General features: G+C 35.8%; 13 protein-coding genes, 1 tRNA gene and 1 CRISPR repeat array (1 of these 15 cut by a window edge). Of the genes, 5 read left to right on the top strand and 9 right to left on the bottom strand.

From position 1 onward, the window contains the following. Positions 1-2: 2 nt before the first annotated feature. The 5 genes from ADM90_RS18385 to ADM90_RS18405 are packed head-to-tail and all read right to left on the bottom strand — an operon-like array spanning position 3 to position 8,785. A complete protein-coding gene (locus ADM90_RS18385) occupies positions 3-1,622 on the bottom strand; it encodes a (2,3-dihydroxybenzoyl)adenylate synthase (protein ID WP_053996365.1) in 1,620 nt (539 codons plus the stop codon). After that, positions 1,570-2,622: a methyltransferase gene (locus ADM90_RS18390; protein WP_053996366.1), complete on the bottom strand. Its 1,053-nt coding sequence runs from the start codon at positions 2,620-2,622 to the stop codon at positions 1,570-1,572. The genes ADM90_RS18385 and ADM90_RS18390 overlap by 53 nt, the downstream gene beginning before the upstream one ends. Position 2,623: 1 nt before the next feature. Then, positions 2,624-3,712, bottom strand: a complete 1,089-nt coding sequence (locus ADM90_RS18395) for a saccharopine dehydrogenase NADP-binding domain-containing protein (RefSeq protein WP_053996367.1) — start codon at positions 3,710-3,712, stop codon at positions 2,624-2,626. After that, the gene (locus ADM90_RS18400) at positions 3,705-8,039 is read right to left on the bottom strand and encodes an amino acid adenylation domain-containing protein (RefSeq protein ID WP_161804089.1); all 4,335 of its coding nucleotides are present in this window, start codon (positions 8,037-8,039) and stop codon (positions 3,705-3,707) included. Before ADM90_RS18400 ends, ADM90_RS18395 begins: the two co-directional genes overlap by 8 nt. Before the next feature lie 8 nt (positions 8,040-8,047). After that, positions 8,048-8,785: a VOC family protein gene (locus ADM90_RS18405; protein WP_053996369.1), complete on the bottom strand. Its 738-nt coding sequence runs from the start codon at positions 8,783-8,785 to the stop codon at positions 8,048-8,050. Positions 8,786-9,187: 402 nt separating this feature from the next. On the opposite strand from ADM90_RS18405, the gene ADM90_RS25610 reads away from it, so the two are divergent. Genes ADM90_RS25610 through ADM90_RS18420 form a run of 4 tightly spaced genes read left to right on the top strand, consistent with a single transcriptional unit; the run spans position 9,188 to position 14,413 of the window. Further along, the gene (locus ADM90_RS25610; RefSeq protein ID WP_412177001.1) at positions 9,188-9,532 is read left to right on the top strand and encodes an MptD family putative ECF transporter S component; all 345 of its coding nucleotides are present in this window, start codon (positions 9,188-9,190) and stop codon (positions 9,530-9,532) included. Continuing rightward, positions 9,444-10,859: an ATP-binding cassette domain-containing protein gene (locus ADM90_RS18410; protein WP_053996370.1), complete on the top strand. Its 1,416-nt coding sequence runs from the start codon at positions 9,444-9,446 to the stop codon at positions 10,857-10,859. The genes ADM90_RS25610 and ADM90_RS18410 overlap by 89 nt, the downstream gene beginning before the upstream one ends. A 22-nt stretch (positions 10,860-10,881) precedes the next feature. Further along, positions 10,882-12,669, top strand: a complete 1,788-nt coding sequence (locus ADM90_RS18415; RefSeq protein WP_053996728.1) for an ABC transporter ATP-binding protein — start codon at positions 10,882-10,884, stop codon at positions 12,667-12,669. Next, positions 12,662-14,413, top strand: coding sequence for an ABC transporter ATP-binding protein (locus ADM90_RS18420; protein WP_053996371.1), 1,752 nt, complete (start codon positions 12,662-12,664; stop codon positions 14,411-14,413). The genes ADM90_RS18415 and ADM90_RS18420 overlap by 8 nt, the downstream gene beginning before the upstream one ends. A gap of 295 nt (positions 14,414-14,708) precedes the next feature. Here the strand turns inward: ADM90_RS18420 and ADM90_RS18425 are convergent. After that, positions 14,709-14,782 (bottom strand) — tRNA-Arg (locus tag ADM90_RS18425). 243 nt (positions 14,783-15,025) lie between these two features. On the opposite strand from ADM90_RS18425, the gene ADM90_RS18430 reads away from it, so the two are divergent. Next, a complete protein-coding gene (locus ADM90_RS18430; RefSeq protein ID WP_053996372.1) occupies positions 15,026-15,772 on the top strand; it encodes an SDR family oxidoreductase in 747 nt (248 codons plus the stop codon). Here the strand turns inward: ADM90_RS18430 and ADM90_RS18435 are convergent. The 3 genes from ADM90_RS18435 to ADM90_RS18440 form a co-directional block, all read right to left on the bottom strand. After that, the gene (locus tag ADM90_RS18435) at positions 15,769-16,425 is read right to left on the bottom strand and encodes a YqjF family protein (RefSeq protein ID WP_053996373.1); all 657 of its coding nucleotides are present in this window, start codon (positions 16,423-16,425) and stop codon (positions 15,769-15,771) included. The genes ADM90_RS18430 and ADM90_RS18435 overlap by 4 nt on opposite strands. Before the next feature lie 51 nt (positions 16,426-16,476). Continuing rightward, positions 16,477-16,626: a DUF2639 domain-containing protein gene (locus ADM90_RS24050; protein WP_083448608.1), complete on the bottom strand. Its 150-nt coding sequence runs from the start codon at positions 16,624-16,626 to the stop codon at positions 16,477-16,479. A 99-nt stretch (positions 16,627-16,725) separates the two neighbouring features. After that, the gene (locus ADM90_RS18440) at positions 16,726-18,186 is read right to left on the bottom strand and encodes a protein adenylyltransferase SelO (RefSeq protein ID WP_053996374.1); all 1,461 of its coding nucleotides are present in this window, start codon (positions 18,184-18,186) and stop codon (positions 16,726-16,728) included. Between the two features lie 204 nt (positions 18,187-18,390). Then, a CRISPR array of direct repeats spans positions 18,391-24,088; the repeat unit is 33 nt; unit sequence ATTTCAATCCATTCTCTCCATACAGAGAGAAAC; it runs 89 nt beyond the window's last position.

The raw sequence follows: 24,088 nt of genomic DNA on the forward strand, positions 1-24,088 counted from the left end.
TCCTACTCTATATATTGTGCAATTAATTTTTTCTTGTCAGACTTACCTACATTAATATAAGGTATAGCATCTACATAAATTAATTGGTCAGGAAGTTTATAATGAGCTACACCAACTTTCGTCAAAAATTTACACAGCTCAGTCAAGGTTAGTTCCTTGTTCTTTTTAACAACAAATGCGCATATCCGCTCACCTAATTCCGCATCAGAAACACCAGCAACGGAAACATCTATGATTTCAGTATGTTCACGAATATAGCTCTCTACCTCACTAGGTATAACATTTTCCCCAGCGCGATTAATTTGTTCCTTCACTCTTCCAAGAATCTGAATATTTCCTTTACTTGTTACTCTTGCCTTATCCCCTGTCTTAAAATAACCATCTGCTGTAAAGCTTTTCTTATTCATATCAGGCGATTTATAGTAGCCTAGGAATGTATAAGGTCCTTTTTGAATTAATTCCCCTGCTTGGCCTTGAGGAACCTCATGTCCATCCTCATCAACGATTTTAAATTTATCTCCTTGAGAAATTGGTTGACCTTGACATGATATAATCGTATCAATGTCATCATTTGGTGAAGTAAAGCATGTAATTCCTTCACCAAGCCCATACCCTTGTATTAACTGGCACTGGAATTGTGTCATCAATTGAAGAGCCAATTTTTTGTCTAACTTAGCTGCGCCCAATAGAATATATTCTATTGAAGATAAATCAGCATGTTCTTCTAAAGCTAAAGATTCTACCCATAAATTTGCAATAACAGGCACAATTGACGTAAACGTGACACGCTCTCTTTCTATCCAGCCAAGAACCTCATCAAATGTGCTAGTTGAACTAAGTACAACTTTACCACCTTTGCTGAAAGTGCCTATTACCCCTGGTGAGCATAGTGGATAATCATGTGCAATTGATAACACAGCAAGATACGTACTTTCTTGCGTCACTTGACAATGATCTGCAGCAGCTTTTGCGTTATATAAGTACGCCGTGTGCAATCTGGGAATAACTTTAGGTGTACCTGTCGTGCCACCTGAAAGCAAAAATAGAGCAATATCTTTATAAGAAGATTGATGTTTCATCAAGTCGCTATTTTGTGTAAACGACTCAGCCTCAATTTCTTGTAAAGAAATAAATACATCATTTGGTTCATCTGTAATAATCGAAACAATACTTGGCTGTTCCTTTGCTACGCTCATAGCCATTAATTTATAATCGTAGCCAAGAAATGATGATGGAATAATCATGGCTACTGGTTCCGTTAAATTAGCTACATTCGCGATATCTTTTTCTCGATGCGTCGGCAATAACAAAATAGGTCTCGCGCCTATAATAAATAATGCAAAGCATGCCTTTATAAAATACATAGTATTTGGTAATTGTACGAGTACATTGTCTCCCTTTTTAATGCCTTTAGCTAATAAGCCCTGCGCTAAGAAATTTGCAGAACGATACAATTTCTCATATGTTACCGTTCCAGTTTGATCTACTAGCGCAACTTTGCCTTTATACATATCAGCCCAATTTTTTAATGCATCTGCTAAGGATAACTGTTCAAGGTAACCAGCTTTTTCATAATGCTCCACAAATTTCGTAACTATATCTACTGTCTGTACGTTGTCCATCTTTTCTAACCTCCAATATGACATCCTCATCTAGTAAATGCTTTCTGACAATATATAAATCGTGTTGGCGGAGGAGCTCCTCATACTGCTTTTCAGTTCTTTCCTTGCCATTACACATAGCCCAAATATGCATATCTCCTAAAAAAGCTGGAAGCGTTTGCTTAGTTACTCTTTCAGGCAACAATTTTTCTACAATAAACAATACATTTGTATCCGTCATAGCCTCTGCAATGTTTTTTAGTATTAAGCTAACTTTATAATCATCCCAATCATGAAGAATTCTCGATAATATATAAATATCTGATTGATGTTCAAGCGGTAAAAAGAAATCTCCTTCTACAAACTGACATCGCTCTTCTAAACCATGTCTATGAATCGTTCGTTCTGCTTCTTCTTTTATATAACCCTTGTCAAGGATAATTCCCTTTGCTAAAGGGAAACCCTCTAAAAGTTGTACGATTACATCTCCTGCACCACCTCCTATATCAATAATTTGTTTAACCTCAGCTCTATTTCTTGTTTGGAATAGTATTGCTAAATCTAGCTGGGTACTTGAGTGCCGCATCATTTGGTTAAATGTACTTAATCTATGATCACTCCCTGCATTTATCTCAAAAAAAGCTTCATCCTCCATCAGTTCAATAGGCGATTTATTGCTTTTTATCCCTTCAAGAAAAAAAACCCATGCCTTCATACATATCCTTCCGTTAAATAAAATCATAGATTCCATTGATTGCTCACTATAGCGTGATAGCTTCTTACCAAGAGAAGTTAAATAATACCTGTCCTTCTCTTTATTCACGAAATCCATTGCCCTAAGAACCTTCATCAAACGTTCTAATAATGGATCAGAGAGCTTTAACCTTTTAGCAAGTTGCTGATTTGTCATACTTTCTGTAAATAATGTGTTAAATATGCCTAATTCTACAGAGCTATATACAACATACGATTGTGAATAGCCTTGTATCATATGAATGATCTTCATTTTCTCTACATCCACATTAATTCTCCTCTATCATTGAGATATATCCTGTTCTCAGTAGTTGATTAAAAAGCTCTTTACTATCGATTATTGATTGTGCAAAGTAGCACCCTTTTTTCTTTGTAAAATCAATATCTAACATTTGCATGGCCACACAAGCTGCTACTACACCAGAACAATAATTCCAGTTTGTACTACTTTGTAACCACTTTTTCCTTTTTACTCCATTTTCATCCCAAACAACATATATAATGAATCCTTGGCTTTTATCCTTTGTACTATAGGTTTTCATCAAACGATTAGCAGAAGCTCTCTTTTCCTCTTCTGTCTTAAATAACTGCATTGCCTTAATCGTAATAAAATCTGTTAACATTTTTTGCGTTGCAAAGGTATTATAAAAGTGAGCATTTGTAATCTTAAAATCGTTTAAGCATTCCATATACTCCTCACTTATAACTGGTAAAGTGTATACTTCATTAAACGGTGGCGGTAATATAATTTGACTGCCTATTCCTGAGGTCATCTTCTTAATCGCTCCATTACAGTAATAAGCCATCCCGTGTCCCTCATCTTTTTCTAGGCTTGATATAATGTCGTAGGCTCCCGTTTCAGAGAAATTTCCTTTACCTGCAAAATAACAGCGTATATCATCAATAGATTCATGATTATTTTGCATCAAGAATGCAAGAAACATTTCGGTCAATCCAGGATAGACGCCAGCTGAAATGGCTAGAGTTATTGAACTATTTCGCTTTGTCATCGCATCTTTTATCGCTGTTTTCATCGTTTTATCGCCAGACACATCAAGATAATTTGTGTTCGTTTCCATACAAGCATCTGCTACTCGATCAAGTACAATAGAGGAAGGCCCAGCAGTGTTAATCATTAAATCGCAATTATAGCAAAAGGAAATAAGGCTCTTTTTGTCAAAAACATCAACTGCTTTATATTGGATAGCTTCTGATTCATTGCCATATTTCTCAACTAACTTTTCTATTTTTCTACTACCTAGTAATAATTGGTAAGAATTATTTTCTAATAATGTCTCAACAACTCCTGAACCTACTTGTCCTGTTGCACCAACAATTCCAATAGACTTTCTATTCATGGTGATGAATGCTCCTAATTAATTGATGATTGATGGGCTCTAGTAGCATTTCAGCAACTTTATAGGCATTCTCATTATCCTCTATACATGTAATATGATTTCCTTCGATTGGTATTTCCTCAAAATGCCCAATACATAATTCCTTCCAAAATGTTAACGTATCCTGTTTATTTGTGAAGATAAAGTCCATATCCTCCTTAGCAACTAAATAACGAATATCGCCAAAGTAAGCCATCGGTCGTATGTTTGACCCCTTAAAACTTTGTAAATAAATATTGTAACATCCTTCTAGCATCTCATCTGGGATAATTTCTCCTGTTTTTCGTTCAATAGCTGCGCGATAATCTTTAAACCGCTGTTCTCTACTTAGCTGTGATAGCTTTCTAATAAATTGGTAGATTGCTTCATATTTTGCTTCATTTTTTAGCTCCTCAAGATTTGCCGCACTTAGACTTTCATTATTTTGATAAAAAACATAGATAATAGCATCCATCAATTCTTGATTTGTAGCACCTTCATATACATCTTCAACAGTAATATAGAAGTTTGTGATAAAAATTAGTTCTAATGGAATTGAATCCTCAATATCATATAAAACAGGAGCACTATCAATTAAGGTAAAGTCTATAATCTCTATTCCTTTGTCCAGTAACCTTCTTGCCATTTCAAGAGCTATAAGTCCACCCATACAATAGCCAATTAATTGAATTTGAGCGGGTTCTCTTTCTACTATTTGTGAAACATAATCATCTGCTAAATGCTCAATTAATACTGAAGGATCAATTGCTAAATATTGATGAATATCTTGAACAGATATACTAACTACTGTACCTACAGCCTGCTCGACTAAATGTTTATTTAAATATTTAAAAGCATTCATCGTTCCTAACCCAGCATGGACAACAATACGTAAAGGTTCACCATGTAAAGGCGACTCTTCTTTTACTAAGCCAATTGATTGTGAATGGTTCAATTTAATGGATTGGTGTGCCTCATTACCTTCTTTCACTGTAGATTGCACTAACCTCTGTGCAACAAATTCAATAATTGGTTCATTTAACAGTTGTCTAAGAATAAAATCAAATGTCAAGCCACGAAATTGATTATCATTCTCAATATATTTTGTTATTTTTCCCGCTAATTGCGATAATGTTAAGGAATCCGCTCCATAATCGTATAAATTTTTGCTTACTTGAACATGTTCTACATGAAGTATCTCCTGTGCAAAATGACTGAGTGCCTCTTCCAATTGATTTTGCGTTTCAACCTCTTCAATTTCCACCACAACATTCGCACTTTCCACAACTAGTTGTTGTACCTGATTTTTTATATATTGTCGGTCTAATTTTGCATTAGAATTTAATGGAATATCCGATAGAATAAATATTTTGACTGGCACCATATATTGAGGTAATAAACTAGTAAGATAATCAATGAAATCCTCACCATAAATATTTATTTGACTACCCTTATCCAATAATTTAACAACCGCATAAAGTTGTTGCTCATTTAGTACAACAGCACATGAAATATCAATTTTTTCATGTTTATTCAATAATGATTCGATTTCTCCTAAATTCACAAGATTCCCTCGTAATTTCACTTGATTGTCGAGGCGTCCTATAAATTCAATTTCCCCATTATCCATATATCTGCCGTAGTCACCTGTACGATATAATCTTTCTTGTTTACCATTGGTAATAAAACGCTCCTTTGTTATTTCAGGATTATTATAGTAGCCCTGTGCAAGACTTTTACCACCAATATACAATTCCCCACAAACCCAATTCGGACAATCTTCATTATTTTCATCCAAAATATTATAGTGCTGATTAGCCAATGGAAAACCATAAGGAATTGTCTCTCTATCAAAATCTTCTTTACAACAGAGGTGATAGTTTGACCAAATACCCGCTTCCGTCGCACCACCTAAAGCAATGATGACACTTTCAGGAAAAATACTTGCACAATGTTTGACCATTTTTGGTGGTACCCAATCCCCTGATAATAAAATAGTTTTCATCGATTTAATGTTTAATTGCTCTATTCCATCTGCACTTAAAAGCAGTTTCATCAGTGCAGGTACTGTATTCCACATTGTAATCTTCTTTGTTTTAATACACGTTAACCAATAATTAGCATCATACAGATGTCCTTGTTCAGGATAGACAATCGTACCACCAGCACTTAATAAACCAAAAATGTCATAAACAGAAAGATCAAAATTAAGCTTTGATAATGCTAAAACACGATCGCTATTGGTAATACAAAATCTCCTATTGATATCTTCAATTGTATTCATTGCTCCTGCATGAGACATCGCTACACCTTTTGGTTCTCCTGTTGAACCAGACGTAAAAATAATATAGGCAAGCTTGTCAGCATCTCCGTCATAAACTTCGTATGATGCCTCCTCAATCTCTACTAATTGGTTAGCTATAATTAGTTGCTGCTGCAAAATGTTATATATCGGATCAGGTTCATCAACTAAAACAGTGGTTACTTGACTTTGATCGATTATTTTTTTTATTCGACTAATTGGCTGTGCCTTGTCAATTGGCACATAGACGGCTCCCAATGATAGTATTGCTAATACACTCGTAACTTGATATACGGATTTATCAGAAATAATGGCTATCCTATCACCTGCTTTGACCTGATACTTCTGAAGCAATGTTCCTAATTTAAATACCATACTGCGTAGGGCTTGATATGAATAATGATGTTCTCCCTCTATAACTGCTATACTATTAGGTTGTTGTAATGCCTGTTCAAAAAATCCTTGATGTAACAAACGGTTCACTACACTATTATTGATCGTATTATTTACGCTTGCTCTAAGTTGAATTTGTGCATCTGGCAACGTCACTAGCGATGACGATTCCCATGCCTCATCGTCATGTACTAGCCTTAATAAAGCAGCTTCAAATGATGAAAACATATCTTGAATTAAATTGGCAGGAAAAACGCCTTTTCTTACATCCCAGTTCACACGTAAGCCATTGTCATCATCCATTACCTGACAATCAATAAACACTTGTGGTGTTTGGCTAATGCCATATTCATTCATTTTCCCTATTAATCCATGTGAATCAATTAAATTGATAGCACTTGTGAAAACAAAGGGCATAAAAGCATGTGCTTGTCCCTTTTGTCTTGTAATCTCTCTCAACACCTCTATACCTGAAAAATTACTGTGGTCTAAATCACGAAACATTTGTTGTTGTATATTATTCACATTATTAAAAAAAGTTGTTTCTTTATTTCTAAAGTCAACTTCGGTTAAATTAATAGATGTAAAATCACCAACAACGCGATTGACATTTGGATGGACAGGATATCTATTTAACAGAATAAGGTTAATGATAAAATGCTTATTTATGCTCCATTTGGCTAAACACTGACTATATAAGGTGAACAACACACTTGTAGCAGTTATGCCCCTATTAGCAATAGAACGTTTTAATGTATCCCAATCATTTTTATTCAATTGAATAAAATAGCGTTCAAAAGATTTTTCATCATGTAATAATGACAATTTAGGCAATGTAGGTGCTGCTGGAAGATCTATTACTCTGTTATACCAATAGGCTTGATCCTCTTTATATTTCTTTTGATGTCTCATCTCATCTACTAACTTCACATATTCTTTAAAGGTAAAATCATTATTCGGTAATATTACGTTTTCTTTAAAATAAATCGTCTCAAACTCTTTTATTAATATCCAAATGCTTGCCCAATCAACAATTAAAAAATCAAAAGACACATGCATTGTTGTCCCGTGCATTCTTTTACTCAACGCAATATCAAACAACGGCCAACGATCTGATGAATAGGTTTTACTCCCTAATTCCTGTCTAATTGCATCGAGACGCTGATAATCATCAACACCATTTGTTGTTAAGTCTTCATAGCGTATTTCTATTTTTGGCATTTCGTCTAATACACTTTGATATCCATTATGATTCATTGTAGTCCTTAGCATTTCATGACGTTCTATTAGTGCCATCCACACATGCTCAGTCTTCGTTTTATCTAGTTGATCATATTCAAGTTCCATATAAATATGACTTGATACACCTCCATATTCAAAACTATCCATACTGCCTACTAAATAAGCTGATTGAATAGGTGTTAATGGAAACGTATTATCTTGCTCCTCATGCTCCAAAACATTTATCAATTGCTCTTTATAAGTTTTAAGAAACGACATAATATCTTCGGATAGCTTATCCTTATCAGCTTTAAAATTTAACTTACCGTTGCTAGTCCATAATACGATTCCTTGTGCCTTTAATTTGTATATTTCATCTCTTAAATGCTTCATATTTTGGCTCACTTCGCACCCTCACCTTTTTCATGTAATATGTAATCCTTGTTTATTAAGCTCGCGCCATGTAGTAATTGAGCGTCAACCTTTTCCGTTAATCCTTCAATGACAACATTATTAATTTTGAAATTATTAGCCACATCAATATGCAATTTCACATCATCTTTCAAAATAGTGCTCAGTACCTCTGCTGTATGTTTGGTGCAACTAATTGACATCGAATGAATATGCTTAGCCCCATTTGTATGGTGAATAGATTTAGGTCTTTGAGGCGTACTATAAGCAGAAACAACAAAGGGTAGCTCAATAGGTGATAAAGAGAAAAATCCGTATGTTATAATTTCTCCTGTCGGCTTCTTCCTCCTACCATTTAGCACTTTAGATGTTTTAATGCCTAGATTATTTATTTCTCTTCTTACGGAGTCTAAGTTATCTTGCTTAGCAATTTCTTCTTTATATCCTTCTAAAGCAAAGTCAATTAGACCTTCATGCTGAACCATCCATTTCTTCCAACGTTCTTGCATTGATTTCCCATAGATAATTCCTAATGGAATACTAATAGGTGACATAAATCGCTTCATTTCAAATAATTCAACAAAAGGACCTTGTTCAAACCATATAAATGCATTAAGAGAATTTTTGGGGTTCCTCCCCCATTCAACCTGAAACCCAGCTTTTTTAAAATCATTAACAGCCTTTTTAATATTGGTTACTCTACATTGAATATGACTGATTTTTAACAAGTAAATTCCACACTTTCAAAAATATTTTAATATTTGCTTAACAATACCAATAAAATTATTCTATAATTAATTGAGAATGAATATCATTATCGATGATGTCTTATATTCTAAATTATTCTAAATATAAATGCAATACTCTTTATTGGTTATTTTCGGAAATAAAATTTTCTTTCACTATCTAATTGACATTGATATTCATTATCAACTATACTCTTTTTAGATTAACCTAAAATATTCAAAAAAGTAAATAATCTGTTAATTTATTTTGAAAGGAGTTATTATTATGCAAAAAAAGAAAGTTTTACGTACAGAAGATTTTATGACAGTCGGTATTTACACAGGCATTTTTTTGCCCTTCTATTTACAGTCTCATTGTTAGGCTACATACCTATTTTTAATGCATTGTTACCTGTTTTAGTTGGTATTGTTGGTGGTGTTCCCTTTATTTTGTTTTTAGCAAAAACTGAGAGATTTGGCATGATTACATTAAGCGGTATTATTTGTGGATTAATTATGATGTCAATGGGTGGAAATGGCATTTATCCGCTACTTACTGGGATGGTGTGTGGATTGTTTGCTGATATTCTTTTTATCAAACTTAAATCAAGTTCATTTTCTATGTCTCTATCATATGCTGCGTTTAGTTTGAGGCGCTTTTATGATACAGCTCAAAAATGTATCCTTTTTATACAATCATCAAACAAGAATGGCCTTGCAAAATATAAACTTAACTATTCCTCAAGGTGAGGTGATCGTGCTATGTGGTAAATCCAGTTGTGGCAAAACAACGCTTACAAAATTATTGAATGGGCTTATCCCTCATTACATAGATGGACAACTGAAAGAGGCTATTTTTTTGGATAATCAAGATCTTCAATTTTTAAAAATATACGAAATTGCCAAGCTCACTGGCCTGTCTTTCAAAATCCTAAAACGCAATTTTATAACAGTGACACAGATAGTGAGCTTGTTTTTACAGTCGAAAACTTTGGGATACCAGATAGAAGAGATACTCAGTCGAAAAGCAAAAATTGTTGAACAGTTTGGGTTATATCCCCTCCTACAAAAAAATTTGTTTCACCTTTCAGGAGGAGAAAAACAAAGGATAGCCTGTGCATCTGTCGCGATTCATGAGCCTCCTGTTATCATCCTTGATGAACCATCTGCTAATTTGGATCAAGAGGCAACGGCACAGCTCAGCGAAATGATTGTACGTTGGAAAGCTCAAGGTAAAACGATTATTATTTCTGAGCATCGACTGCATTACTTAAAGATGCTTGCAGACAGATTTGTATTGCTGGAAGAAGGTACAATCAAATATATTTTTTCACAACAAGAGATGCTCAATATGTCAAATGAGGCACTTTATCAGCTTGGCCTTCGAGCAATTCATCTTGAAGAACTGATGCCTCAACAAACCTGCCCCCTAAAGACAAATTCACATTTTAAGGTTGACGCACTCATGTATACTCATCATGATTTTCAATTATGTATAGAAAAATTAGACCTTCCATTTCCAGCAATATTTGCAATCACTGGTCATAATGGTGCAGGTAAATCAACATTTGCTAAATCTTTAACTGGCATCAATAAGAAAGCTTCCCCTACACTACACATCAACAATGTTTCTTTTAAGAAAAAGCAATGCTTAAAAATAAGTAGTATTGTTATGCAAGATGTACATCATCAATTATTTACGGAGAGTGTTTTAACAGAAATTCTCCTTTCTATGCCTAAGCCTAATAAAGATAGGGCACTTGAATTACTTTCCCTATTGGATGCCATTCAATTTAAAAATGCTCACCCAATGTCTCTATCTGGTGGTGAAAAACAACGGATAGCCATTCTTTCTGCGATTGCCGCAGATACACAATTAGTTATTATGGATGAGCCAACGAGCGGACTTGATTATCATCATATGAAACAGGTTGCGTATTGTGTCAATATGTTGCGGAACCAGCATAAACAAGTCTTTATAATTACCCATGACCCTGAGCTGATTTCACTTTGTTGTGATGGAACGTTTGAATTAGCTCAGGGCACGATCAAGAACATAATGATATTTAATAAATAAAGGATGTGAAAACTTGGAACATATTGAAAGAAAAGAACACTGGATAAAGTCAATTATTCAATTTGCAGGGAGTTCCAAAATACCTCTTACATTATCTGTGCTATTAGCGATTATTAGTGTATTTGGTGGATTAGTTCCATATGTAGCCGTCTATCAAATACTCACTTCTTTAATTGATGATGTACAAACAATGCAGAGTATCATTTTTTGGATTACGATAGCAGCAATCGGTTATTTTGCTCAAACAGTATTTCATGCGATATCAAGCTATTTCTCACATCGGGCTGCTTATAATATTCTGGAGGAAATACGTTTACAGCTAGCTGAAAGATTAATACGAGCACCACTCGGTCATATTCTTAATCAACCAGTTGGAAAAATCAAAAACGTTGTCATTGATCGCGTTGAAACATTGGAATTGCCACTAGCCCATATTATTCCTGAAGGTATTTCCAATCTATTATTACCAATTGGTGTCTTCATCTATATGCTAACGATTGATTATCGACTAGCACTTGCCTCACTTGTAACAGTACCAATTGCTTTTATCGTCTATGCCTTTATGATGAAAAATTTTAACGCGCAATATCAGCAGTATATGGATGCTAGTAATCATATGAACAGTGTTATTGTAGAGTATGTAGAAGGTATAGAGGTCATTAAAACATTTAATCAAACAAATGAATCTTATAAAAAGTTTTCTATGGCTATTACAGATTTTAAAAATTATACAATGAAATGGTTTCGTAGTACATGGCCATGGATGACATTAGGGAACGCAATTTTACCCTCTACGCTTGTTGGGACATTACCAATTGGTTTATGGCTTTATTATAATAATGCCATTAACCCCGCACAATTAATGATTTGTCTTATTTTATCTATGGGGCTTATTTATCCACTTATGAAGTTTACTGTTTTTGTCAATGACTTCAAGGCTATTGAATTTGCCATTGAGGATACAAAAGCATATTTACAGCTCGAGTCACTACCAATTACCGTTCAAGAGGCTGTAACACCAACAAATTATACGATTGAGATGAATAATATTTCATTTAGTTATGATGACCAGCATAAAGTCATTGACAATCTTTCATTGATGATTCCTGAAAGAAGTTACACAGCACTTGTTGGACCTTCAGGAAGTGGTAAATCGACCATTGCCAAACTACTGGCACGCTTTTGGGATGTGACAGATGGAAGTATTACCATTGGTGGTATAAATATTAAAGATATTCACCCTAATACCCTGTCTAAACAAATTAGCTATGTTGCTCAGGATAATTTTTTATTTAAAACAAGTCTTTTAGAAAATATTCGAATGGGTAATCCACATGCCAGTGATGAAGATGTATATAGAGCAGCACGTCTAGCAAGATGCGATACCTTTATTTCTCGATTAGAAAATGGCTATCATACTGATTCTGGTGAAGCTGGCAATAAATTATCGGGTGGTGAAAAGCAACGCATTGCGATTGCTCGTGCCATCTTAAAGGATGCACCGATTATTATCCTTGATGAAGCGACAGCTTTTACAGATCCTGAAAATGAAGCAGAAATTCAGAAGGCTTTTAATGAACTAGCGAAAGCTAAAACATTGATTGTTATTGCACACAGACTATCGACCATTAAGCATGCCGATCAAATTGTTGTGTTAAAAGATGGGCGCATTCATCATATTGGTAGCCATGCTGAACTGCTCGCCACGAATAATCTTTATCAAAAATTATGGCAGGCACATATTAGTTCAAAGAAAAATGAACGCCTATCTGAATCGGATAATTCGCAGGAGGTATCGTCAAATGGTTAAAATCTTACAAAGAATTACACAATGGATTGGTCCATACAAAAGGCGTTTATATTTAGGTTTTGTTTTCTCTTTTTTTCAATCTGTCTGTATTGCTCTACCAATTGTTATCACCGCTCATGGCTTACAGCTAATGCTTGACGACTATTATGGTATAAAAACATTAGAAGTAAACATAATTTGGTTATTACTATTATTTTTAGTGCTATCTATTGTTGGTCGATTTATCTTTTCCTATTTAAAGGCAATCGTGCAGGAAAGCATTGGCTATGAAATAACAGCTGACCACCGAATCAAAATGGGGCATACCTTAAAAAGGGTCTCCCTTGGATTTTTTCATAAGCATCGGATTGGTGACATTAATAGTGCTGTGACAACCGATTTATCATTTTTTGAAATGATGGGCATCAAAATGATTGATGTAGTTGTCAATGGCTACATTATGACATTTACGATGATTCTCTTCCTGTTCTTTTATCAGCCAATGCTGGCTTTCGTAGCTATTGGTGGTATTATTTTTTCTACCATCTTTCTTAAACTTCTTCAACATCATAGTAGAAAAAATGCTAGTTACCATCAAAAAAGCCAGCACCAGCTTGTCAGTGCGACATTAGAATATTTACGTGGGATGGCCGTGATTAAAAATTTTAATCAAGAAGGTATTGCAGCTCGCAATATTCAAGAAGCCTTCCAGAATAGCAAGCAAGTCAATATCAATATTCAAAAAGGTTTTGGTGCTTTCAATGTCGGACATCGAATGGCTTTAAAACTTGCTTCTGTACTGCTAGTATTTGTTGCTGCTTACTTCGTGACCAATGAAGAAATGGTGCTTGCTGATATGTTCTTGATTATCCTATTTTCATTTGTGATGTTTGACAGTGTTGAGCCTATTAGTGATGCTACACATGTCTTAGAAACGATCAATCGTACCCTAGATAAGCTGGAATCCATTGAAAATACAACCTTCATTGACGAAGAAGGTAAAGATATTCAGCTTCAGCATCATACTATTCAGTTTGATCAGGTCTCCTTCTCATATGATAATAGACCTATTATTCAAGATGTATCATTCACCATTCCAGAGGGGACAACAACAGCCATTGTTGGACCATCAGGCTCAGGAAAAACCACTCTTTGCAATTTGACTGCCCGTTTTTATGATGTCCATAAAGGGGCTATTTTGATTGATGGTATTAACATTAATACGATACAGTTAAACAGTCTTTTATCATCCATTAGCATGGTATTCCAAAAGGTCTATTTATTCAATGATACAATTTATAATAATATTCTTTTTGGTAACCCAAATGCTTCGAAAGACGAAGTGATTGAAGCTGCGAAAAAGGCACAATGTCACGACTTTATTATGTCACTTGAGTATGGCTATAACACGGTTCTCAGTGATGGCGGCTCTTCACTATCAGGTGGTGAGAAACAGCGAATCTCTATTGCCCGTGCCATTTTGAAAAATGCACCCATTATTATACTGGATGAGGCAACAGCAAGTCTTGATCCTGAAAACGAAACACTTATCCAAACTGCCCTTGAAAAATTAACGCAAGGGAAAACAACCATTATCATCGCCCATCGTTTAGCAACGATCCAAAATGCCGATCAAATTATCGTGCTGAAAGACGGAAAAATCGCCCAAAAAGGAACACATGACTCATTGTTAAAAGAAAACGGTGTCTATCGTCACTTTATCAATATCCGACAAGCAGCCGAGAATTGGGAACTAACAACATAATTAATACAATCTAAGGAAATATTTTGGCATTAGCAGCATACACCTCTGTCATGGTTATGCTGCTAATGTTTTATAAAAGGGTTTGCAATTCATAGTGCATTCTTCCATAAATAATCTCCATTGCTCGGAATGTAAAATCTACATAAAAAATCCTCTATTCACGTGAATTGGAAGATACTTTGGTTTGTAGTAGATGACATAATTTTGGGTACAAAAAAGGGACTCAGCATCAGTGACTGAATCCCCAATTTCTCACAAATTCAATTATCTCAATGGTTTGTGACTGATTTTCAGACGTCCCAGGAGGGATTCGAACCCCCGACCGACGGCTTAGAAGGCCGTTGCTCTATCCAGCTGAGCTACTGAGACATAATATTATTATAATACTTTTGGATACTTTATTTTAGATGTCCCATATGAAGGACAATATTTATTATATGTACTTTGAAGCAGAATGTCAACATTAATTTTACTCTGAAGGCAAGGTTTGCCTCATGATGATTAATAATAGGTTGCCACAACGTTATTATGCCATTTCTTTGTTCTTTTAGATAGTAGGAACAAGCAAATATTTGTTAAAATATTGGCACTATAACACTTGGAGGTATGTGGATGTTTAAGGATTCGGTTGTGATTGTTACAGGTGGGGCTCAAGGGATTGGTAAAGGCATTGTGCTGGCTTATGCGCAAAATAGCGCGAACGTTGTTATTGCTGATATCAATGATGATTTAGGACAGCAGCTAGAAAAGGACATGCTAGCGCAAGGTCTCCCTGCTTTATTTGTGAAAACGGATGTCACAAAGGAACAGGATATTGTTTATTTAATGCAACACACTGTTGAGCAATTTGGAACGATTAATATACTCATTAATAATGCTGGCAAATTTCAGCATAAATCTCCTTATGATGTGACATGTGAGGAATGGAATTATCTCTTACAAACAAATTTAACAAGTGCCTTTTTCTGTGCAAGGGAAGCAGCGAAAGTAATGAGAAATAATACAAGAGGTGGTGCAATTGTTTCGCTTGCCTCTACGCGAGCTGAAATGTCTGAGCCTTATACAGAAGCCTATGCAGCCACAAAAGGCGGGATTGTCGCATTGACTCATGCTTTAGCACGGTCATTGGGTCCTGATCGCATTACTGTAAATTGTATTTCACCAGGATGGATTGAAACAGGAGATTATAAGGCGCTTCGTCCAATCGATCATACCCAGCATTTATCAGGACGAGTCGGTGTTCCTGAAGATATTGCCCAAGCTTGTTTCTATTTAACAAACCCCAACAATAATTTTGTTACAGGTATTAATTTGACAGTTGATGGGGGTATGACAAAGAAAATGATCTATGAAGATTAAGTATGTTCAATAACTGGTAGAAAAACCTTTGCTACTTGCTGTTTTGCATAATGAGCGATGGGTTGTGTATGCTGAAATGTATTTTTAAGAAAAGGTGCTAGCGTGTTGCTTTGGATCGTAGCATAGGCTTGCTGTAGCTGCCATGGGGCATGTTGAATATCAATACGAAATAAAGCATTGCCCCATTTTGCCCATGAATGATAACGTTCCACTAGCCATTGATCGAACACTAAATTAGTATTATCTGCTGGCTTATAAATAACCCTTAATCTTTCATCAAATGTTTTATAGCGGCTTGTATATAAACCCTGTTGTAAAAATATTTCTGTATAACGATATGGTAAACTACCCATTGTAGCTAGTTTTACAAGAAGTTGATTCGTAATATCTAAATGAAAAAAATAAATACCTTTCCTGCCGTTATACTCCACATATGTACGAACATTTAATTGTAAATAGGAGCTAATTCCAGGAAGTGGCGGGAGAAATCGTAGCCGTTGTCCTTTGACTTTAAAAAGAACGACACTAAGCCAAGCATTATCTTTATAAATATCCAGTTTTAACTCTTGCGGAATATATTTCACCAATATTTTAGGTGCTATTGGCCAATGTAAAAATAATACATCTTGCCATGTTTGCGTCCCAATCCACATAGTATAACTCCTTTCTATCGTCTAGTTTTTCCAAGAAAGGAGTTATTCAAACTATTTTGCCTGCACTTCCACATAGCGATAATATAAATTACGTAATTCGGACTCCTTAAATAAGCCTAGATGACTTTTTAATTGAGGATGTACTAAAATTCCATGTGCACGTAGCTCTTTTACAAACCATCCTTTTGAATATTTATGCATCTTCTCCATTCCCCTTTAGCGATATTCATAACATAGAATATGCTTTTGGCTGCTATAGGGACACCAAAAAACGAGAGAATAAGTCCCCTCGTTTTAAGCTTATGTGCCGCAAAAAGTGCGATATGGTTGTTGCGATGGCTCTGGCAATGAAGCATAAGCCTGCTGCTCCTTTGTATAGGCAAAGGGCTGTGCAAGAACATTCAGTAGTTTATTAACCAAGCTATAGTCCCCACGCTCAACAGCAGCCTCTAATGCCTCTTCTACCCGATGATTACGTGGAATAACAGCAGGATTGTGCTGTTGCATTAATTGTTGGGACATTTCCTTTGTTTGTGGCTGTCTTGTTAAGCGAGCAAGCCATTTTTGATGCCATTCTTTAAATGCAGATGCATTCCATAACTCCGATGCATCAGCCTGCTCTAAAGTTAATGCGATAAATGTATTTGTGTAATCTGCCTTGTATTGTGTCATAAGTTCGAGAAGGTCTTCAACAAGCTGTCCATCTTCCTGCTCTTTATTAAAAAGTCCAAGCTTTGTACGCATTCCTGTTAGCCAATTTTGATAATAGAGCTGTGGGTATTGCTGTAATGCATCTTGTGCAAGTTGAACAGCCTCCTCTTGATTGTCATGGATTAGTGGTAATAAAGCTTCGGCTAAGCGCATTAAATTCCAGCCACCGATATTTGGCTGGTTACCATAAGCATAACGACCTTGTCGATCAATCGAGCTAAACACGGTTGCTGGATCATAGGTATCCATAAATGCACAAGGTCCATAATCAATCGTTTCCCCACTAATGGTCATATTATCTGTATTCATAACACCATGAATAAACCCAACTAATTGCCATTTTGCAATTAAAGAGGCTTGTTGGTTAATAACTGCTTGTAGTAAATAAAGATAACGATTTTGGCTATTGCCGTTATTAGGGAAATGATGTTCTAATGCATAGTCTGCTAGTAGTTGTAGCTCCTTATCTGTTCCCCATTGTGCCGCATATTGGAAAGTGCCCACTCGTAAATGACTGCTTGCAACGCGTGTCACAATCGCACCTGATAGTTCAGTTTCACGTAAAACCGTTTCTCCTGTTGCCACAACCGCCAAGCTTCGCGAAGTCGGAATCCCTAATGCAAACATTGCCTCACTAATAATATATTCTCGCAGCATCGGTCCTAGCGCAGCTCGTCCATCGCCACCTCGAGAATAAGCTGTCCGCCCCGAACCTTTTAATGCAATATCATATCGTTCATACTGAGGTGTAAGGTGTTCGCCATATAGCAGAGCACGTCCATCACCAAGCATCGTGAAATGACCAAACTGATGCCCTGCATAGGCCTGTGCAATCGGCTTAGCTCCTTTTGGAATTTGATTGCCTGCCAATTGAGCAATCGCTTCCTCCGTGTGCAATGCTTGACTATCTAATCCTAGCGATGCTGCAAGTGCCTCATTCAATAGTATTAGCTTTGGTGAATGTACAGGCTGTAACGGAACCTCAGAATAAAAAATACTGGGCAAATGAACATAATGATTATCAAAATTCCAACCAATTGTCTTTTCCATCTTGTCTCCTTTATGGTTGTTTTCCTTTATTTTTTCTAGCTGATTATAAATCATGCCTAGTTAATTTTACCACGCTTTAACTAACTCTCTATACAAAGGGAAATGACTAATCAAATGTATAATAAAAGCCTGGCTCAAAATTTCAATTGTCCTCTCCATACAGAGAGAAACGAAGAATGCACAAAACGCTTTTGCGTCACCAAAATTTCAATCCATTCTCTCCATACAGAGAGAAACCAGAAGTGCTGGGATACTATCTCAAAACTCAGACGATTTCAATCCATTCTCTCCATACAGAGAGAAACAGCTTAGGATCGTCAGCGATAATATCAATCTTTTTATTTCAATCCATTCTCTCCATACAGAGAGAAACATTGAAGCTAACGAATTAGACGATGATGAATTAATTTCAATCCATTCTCTCCATACAGAGAGAAACACTTTTTATGCCCTAGATCGATACTTGCTCTTTATTTCAATCCATTCTCTCCATACAGAGAGAAACTTAGGTCTTTTATTAGACATGGGTCTTTGACTAGATTTCAATCCATTCTCTCCATACAGAGAGAAACTTCAGGATACTAAAATTCGTGATTTGTACGATACTATTTCAATCCATTCTCTCCATACAGAGAGAAACAATACTTATGAAAAGCGTACAGGCAAGACATTTGATATTTCAATCCATTCTCTCCATACAGAGAGAAACCAAATTTGTTCAAATTCATCTGCTGACATTGTTATTTCAATCCATTCTCTCCATACAGAGAGAAACGTGTAGCAACTTCTGGAGTTTCACTTTCATTTAATTTCAATCCATTCTCTCCTTACAGAGAGAAACCATATTTGTTCAAATTCAGCTGCTGACATTGTTATTTCAATCCATCCTCTCCATACAGAGAGAAACGTGTAGCAACTTCTGGAGTTTCACTTTCATTTAATTTCAATCCATTCTCTCCTTACAGAGAGAAACCATATTTGTTCAAATTCAGCTGCTGACATTGTTATTTCAATCCATTCTCTCCATACAGAGAGAAACAGGTGATATCAATTATAATATTGACTTATAAAATATTTCAATCCATTCTCTCCATACAGAGAGAAACTTCTTCACCTTTCATTTCTTCTTCACTATCAAAATTTCAATCCATTCTCTCCATACAGAGAGAAACTTCTTCACCTTTCATTTCTTCTTCACTATCAAAATTTCAATCCATTCTCTCCATACAGAGAGAAACAGCGACAGGATTCCCTGCTGTAGTAGGGTTATCCATTTCAATCCATTCTCTCCATACAGAGAGAAACCCCAGTTGCTGCAAATGTAAAGTTTTTCATATCATTTCAATCCATTCTCTCCATACAGAGAGAAACGGAGGGACTTAAAATACGGTCACTACCGCATGGGTATTTCAATCCATTCTCTCCATACAGAGAGAAACATGTTCAAGATTATTCGTGATTTCAACCGTTATTATTTCAATCCATTCTCTCCATACAGAGAGAAACAAGTTCCATAGCTTTTCTAATTGAGTTTGTAAATATTTCAATCCATTCTCTCCATACAGAGAGAAACATTAGCTTTAGCTAAAGAATATTATATTAATCAAATTTCAATCCATTCTCTCCATACAGAGAGAAACGTGTAGCAACTTCTGGAGTTTCACTTTCATTTAATTTCAATCCATTCTCTCCATACAGAGAGAAACGCATTTATTGGAAGTATTATTTATTTCTTTAGCTATTTCAATCCATTCTCTCCATACAGAGAGAAACAACCTGTCATTACAAACTTGCAATGCTTTTTCAAATTTCAATCCATTCTCTCCATACAGAGAGAAACTAATGTCATGTTTAACATTAAACCCAAACAAGTTATTTCAATCCATTCTCTCCATACAGAGAGAAACACCCAAAGGTCACTGTTTAATCTTCTTAGACAGATTTCAATCCATTCTCTCCATACAGAGAGAAACGATTGATGCTCAAAATGAGGGTTACCCATACCATATTTCAATCCATTCTCTCCATACAGAGAGAAACGGAGAAGGTGGGGACACTGAATCTATCATTCCTTGATTTCAATCCATTCTCTCCATACAGAGAGAAACAGAAGTTGCAGCATTTGCACCAATGATTGCAATTATTTCAATCCATTCTCTCCATACAGAGAGAAACTTGTGCAAATTGACTAAAACCATCACTAAACACTTATTTCAATCCATTCTCTCCATACAGAGAGAAACGAGTTTAGCGGGGGCTATAAAGGATAGAGCAAATGATTTCAATCCATTCTCTCCATACAGAGAGAAACTCCTAAACTGTTTAGATATGAGTGGATCTGGAAAATTTCAATCCATTCTCTCCATACAGAGAGAAACTTTGTAGGTCAACATACAAAGGGCTACCGCAAGATTTCAATCCATTCTCTCCATACAGAGAGAAACAATAGACAAAAAAGAAAAGTTGATGCACTTGATATTTCAATCCATTCTCTCCATACAGAGAGAAACGAAGATAATGAACTGTATAGGGACATTATAAGTATTTCAATCCATTCTCTCCATACAGAGAGAAACAATATAAACGGTCAAAACAATGTAATTAGACGTATTTCAATCCATTCTCTCCATACAGAGAGAAACCGTAAATCCAAAGCACCTCTTCCCAGCCTTTTTATTTCAATCCATTCTCTCCATACAGAGAGAAACGATACCATGAGGTTGATACAATAGAAGAAGCTAAAATTTCAATCCATTCTCTCCATACAGAGAGAAACATCAAGTTTTTATAGTTGGTTGGTGCGTGAAGAGATTTCAATCCATTCTCTCCATACAGAGAGAAACCAAGATGCACTGCGTTTTGTAGCAGGGTGGGGAATTTCAATCCATTCTCTCCATACAGAGAGAAACTTAAAACCCAAAATGAGGCAGTTTGCGAAAACTGATTTCAATCCATTCTCTCCATACAGAGAGAAACACGTATGCACGCGGCCCAATGCTTGACCATAAAGATTTCAATCCATTCTCTCCATACAGAGAGAAACACGTATGCACGCGGCCCAATGCTTGACCATAAAGATTTCAATCCATTCTCTCCATACAGAGAGAAACAGCCGCCATAACAGCTGCAACACCTGGATCAGTTATTTCAATCCATTCTCTCCATACAGAGAGAAACACGTATGCACGCGGCCTAATGCTTGACCATAAAGATTTCAATCCATTCTCTCCACACAGAGAGAAACAGCCGCCATAACAGCTGCAACACCTGGTTCAGTTATTTCAATCCATTCTCTCCATACAGCGAGAAACACGTATGCACGCGGCCTAATGCTTGACCATAAAGATTTCAATCCATTCTCTCCACACAGAGAGAAACAGCCGCCATAACAGCTGCAACACCTGGTTCAGTTATTTCAATCCATTCTCTCCATACAGAGAGAAACAGCCGCCATAACAGCTGCAACACCTGGTTCAGTTATTTCAATCCATTCTCTCCATACAGAGAGAAACACCTGTGAGCTCAATTGTTTCTTTCGTTCGCGTCATTTCAATCCATTCTCTCCATACAGAGAGAAACGGCGCTAAACGTGGAGCTGTTAAGCGTTCTGTTTTATTTCAATCCATTCTCTCCATACAGAGAGAAACCCAATCCAAAAATTCAACTTCATTTAATTTTAAATTTCAATCCATTCTCTCCATACAGAGAGAAACAAAAAAATGAGCTTCAAGTACAAAATTATGAACTAATTTCAATCCATTCTCTCCATACAGAGAGAAACTTTGATCCAACGACCAATCAACAGGCTCATGCGTGATTTCAATCCATTCTCTCCATACAGAGAGAAACTTATATCTGACTTTCTTCTATATAATGGCGAAAATATTTCAATCCATTCTCTCCATACAGAGAGAAACCATATTACAGGTATGTCAAATTATGTTGATTTGGATTTCAATCCATTCTCTCCATACAGAGAGAAACATAAGCTGAGATAGATTGAATTTTGACATTCATATTTCAATCCATTCTCTCCATACAGAGAGAAACCCAACGACACGTATAAAAGCTGATGGTACCAAAATATTTCAATCCATTCTCTCCATACAGAGAGAAACAACGATGAATAATCAATAAAAAGTGGAGTTACAATTTCAATCCATTCTCTCCATACAGAGAGAAACCTTACCGGCTCACAAACGCGATAAAAAGCTACCCATTTCAATCCATTCTCTCCATACAGAGAGAAACGTTTGTTCCCATCTATTTTAATTCCTTTAATAATTTCAATCCATTCTCTCCATACAGAGAGAAACATGCAGATGTCAATGCTTCACGTAATATTGCTATATTTCAATCCATTCTCTCCATACAGAGAGAAACGATCATTGTATTGGAGAAAAATTTTAAATACTAAATTTCAATCCATTCTCTCCATACAGAGAGAAACATGTGGTCAACATTTCAATTGGTTGCCACAAGAGATTTCAATCCATTCTCTCCATACAGAGAGAAACTAGTGAATAAATTAGAATTATACAATGCTAAAATTATTTCAATCCATTCTCTCCATACAGAGAGAAACATATAAAGCATAATGGGAATTATGAAAAATGGGAATTTCAATCCATTCTCTCCATACAGAGAGAAACATTTTCATTTGCCGTCCACAGTGATGATGTAGAGATTTCAATCCATTCTCTCCATACAGAGAGAAACCACAATGGCCCTTAAAATGGCTTGGGCTGAGTTATTTCAATCCATTCTCTCCATACAGAGAGAAACACGTGTAGCTGTATCGTGTATCGTAATCAATGTTTATTTCAATCCATTCTCTCCATACAGAGAGAAACCAAGTGAACATACAACAAAACAAGGTTCTACAATTTCAATCCATTCTCTCCATACAGAGAGAAACTTGAACAATCGCAAAACAGATTAAACAATGCTATATTTCAATCCATTCTCTCCATACAGAGAGAAACAGCTGACGCAGCGGTAGCAACGCTAATCGAATAATTTCAATCCATTCTCTCCATACAGAGAGAAACTCAAAGAGGTTGCCAAACGTTTAAAAACGAATCCATTTCAATCCATTCTCTCCATACAGAGAGAAACTGTTTTCCTTTAAATAAATGATTAGCGTTATTTATTTCAATCCATTCTCTCCATACAGAGAGAAACTTCTTCGCCTCTAACAATTTGTAAATAGTCAACTAATTTCAATCCATTCTCTCCATACAGAGAGAAACTCCATCTCCATTATCTTCACCCCTTTTCACTGGTGATTTCAATCCATTCTCTCCATACAGAGAGAAACAATGATGTCTGATCTACGAGATTCAGGAAGCATAATTTCAATCCATTCTCTCCATACAGAGAGAAACAATTACGCTCTTGCTCTTTTTTGTACATGTATTCAATTTCAATCCATTCTCTCCATACAGAGAGAAACTTGGACGCTTAATCTTTAAGCATGGGTTTTTTAATTTCAATCCATTCTCTCCATACAGAGAGAAACAGTTATTATTAAATTAATTAATCCACAATAAGTGATTTCAATCCATTCTCTCCATACAGAGAGAAACAAGACGGTCAATATTTATCTTTTTCTAGTGCTAATTTCAATCCATTCTCTCCATACAGAGAGAAACTTTAATTTTAAATTTTTATATATGTAAAGAGGTGAATTTCAATCCATTCTCTCCATACAGAGAGAAACGTCGTTCATCATGCTTTAACGATGCTACAGCACGGTATTTCAATCCATTCTCTCCATACAGAGAGAAACTGTCCATAAGTAGAGCAATGACACAAATTTAAGGATTTCAATCCATTCTCTCCATACAGAGAGAAACTATGGCTAATAATGTCTAAAACTAGCTTTCTATATTTCAATCCA

Source organism: Lysinibacillus macroides (genome assembly GCF_001281525.1).
GTDB lineage: Bacteria > Bacillota > Bacilli > Bacillales_A > Planococcaceae > Lysinibacillus > Lysinibacillus macroides.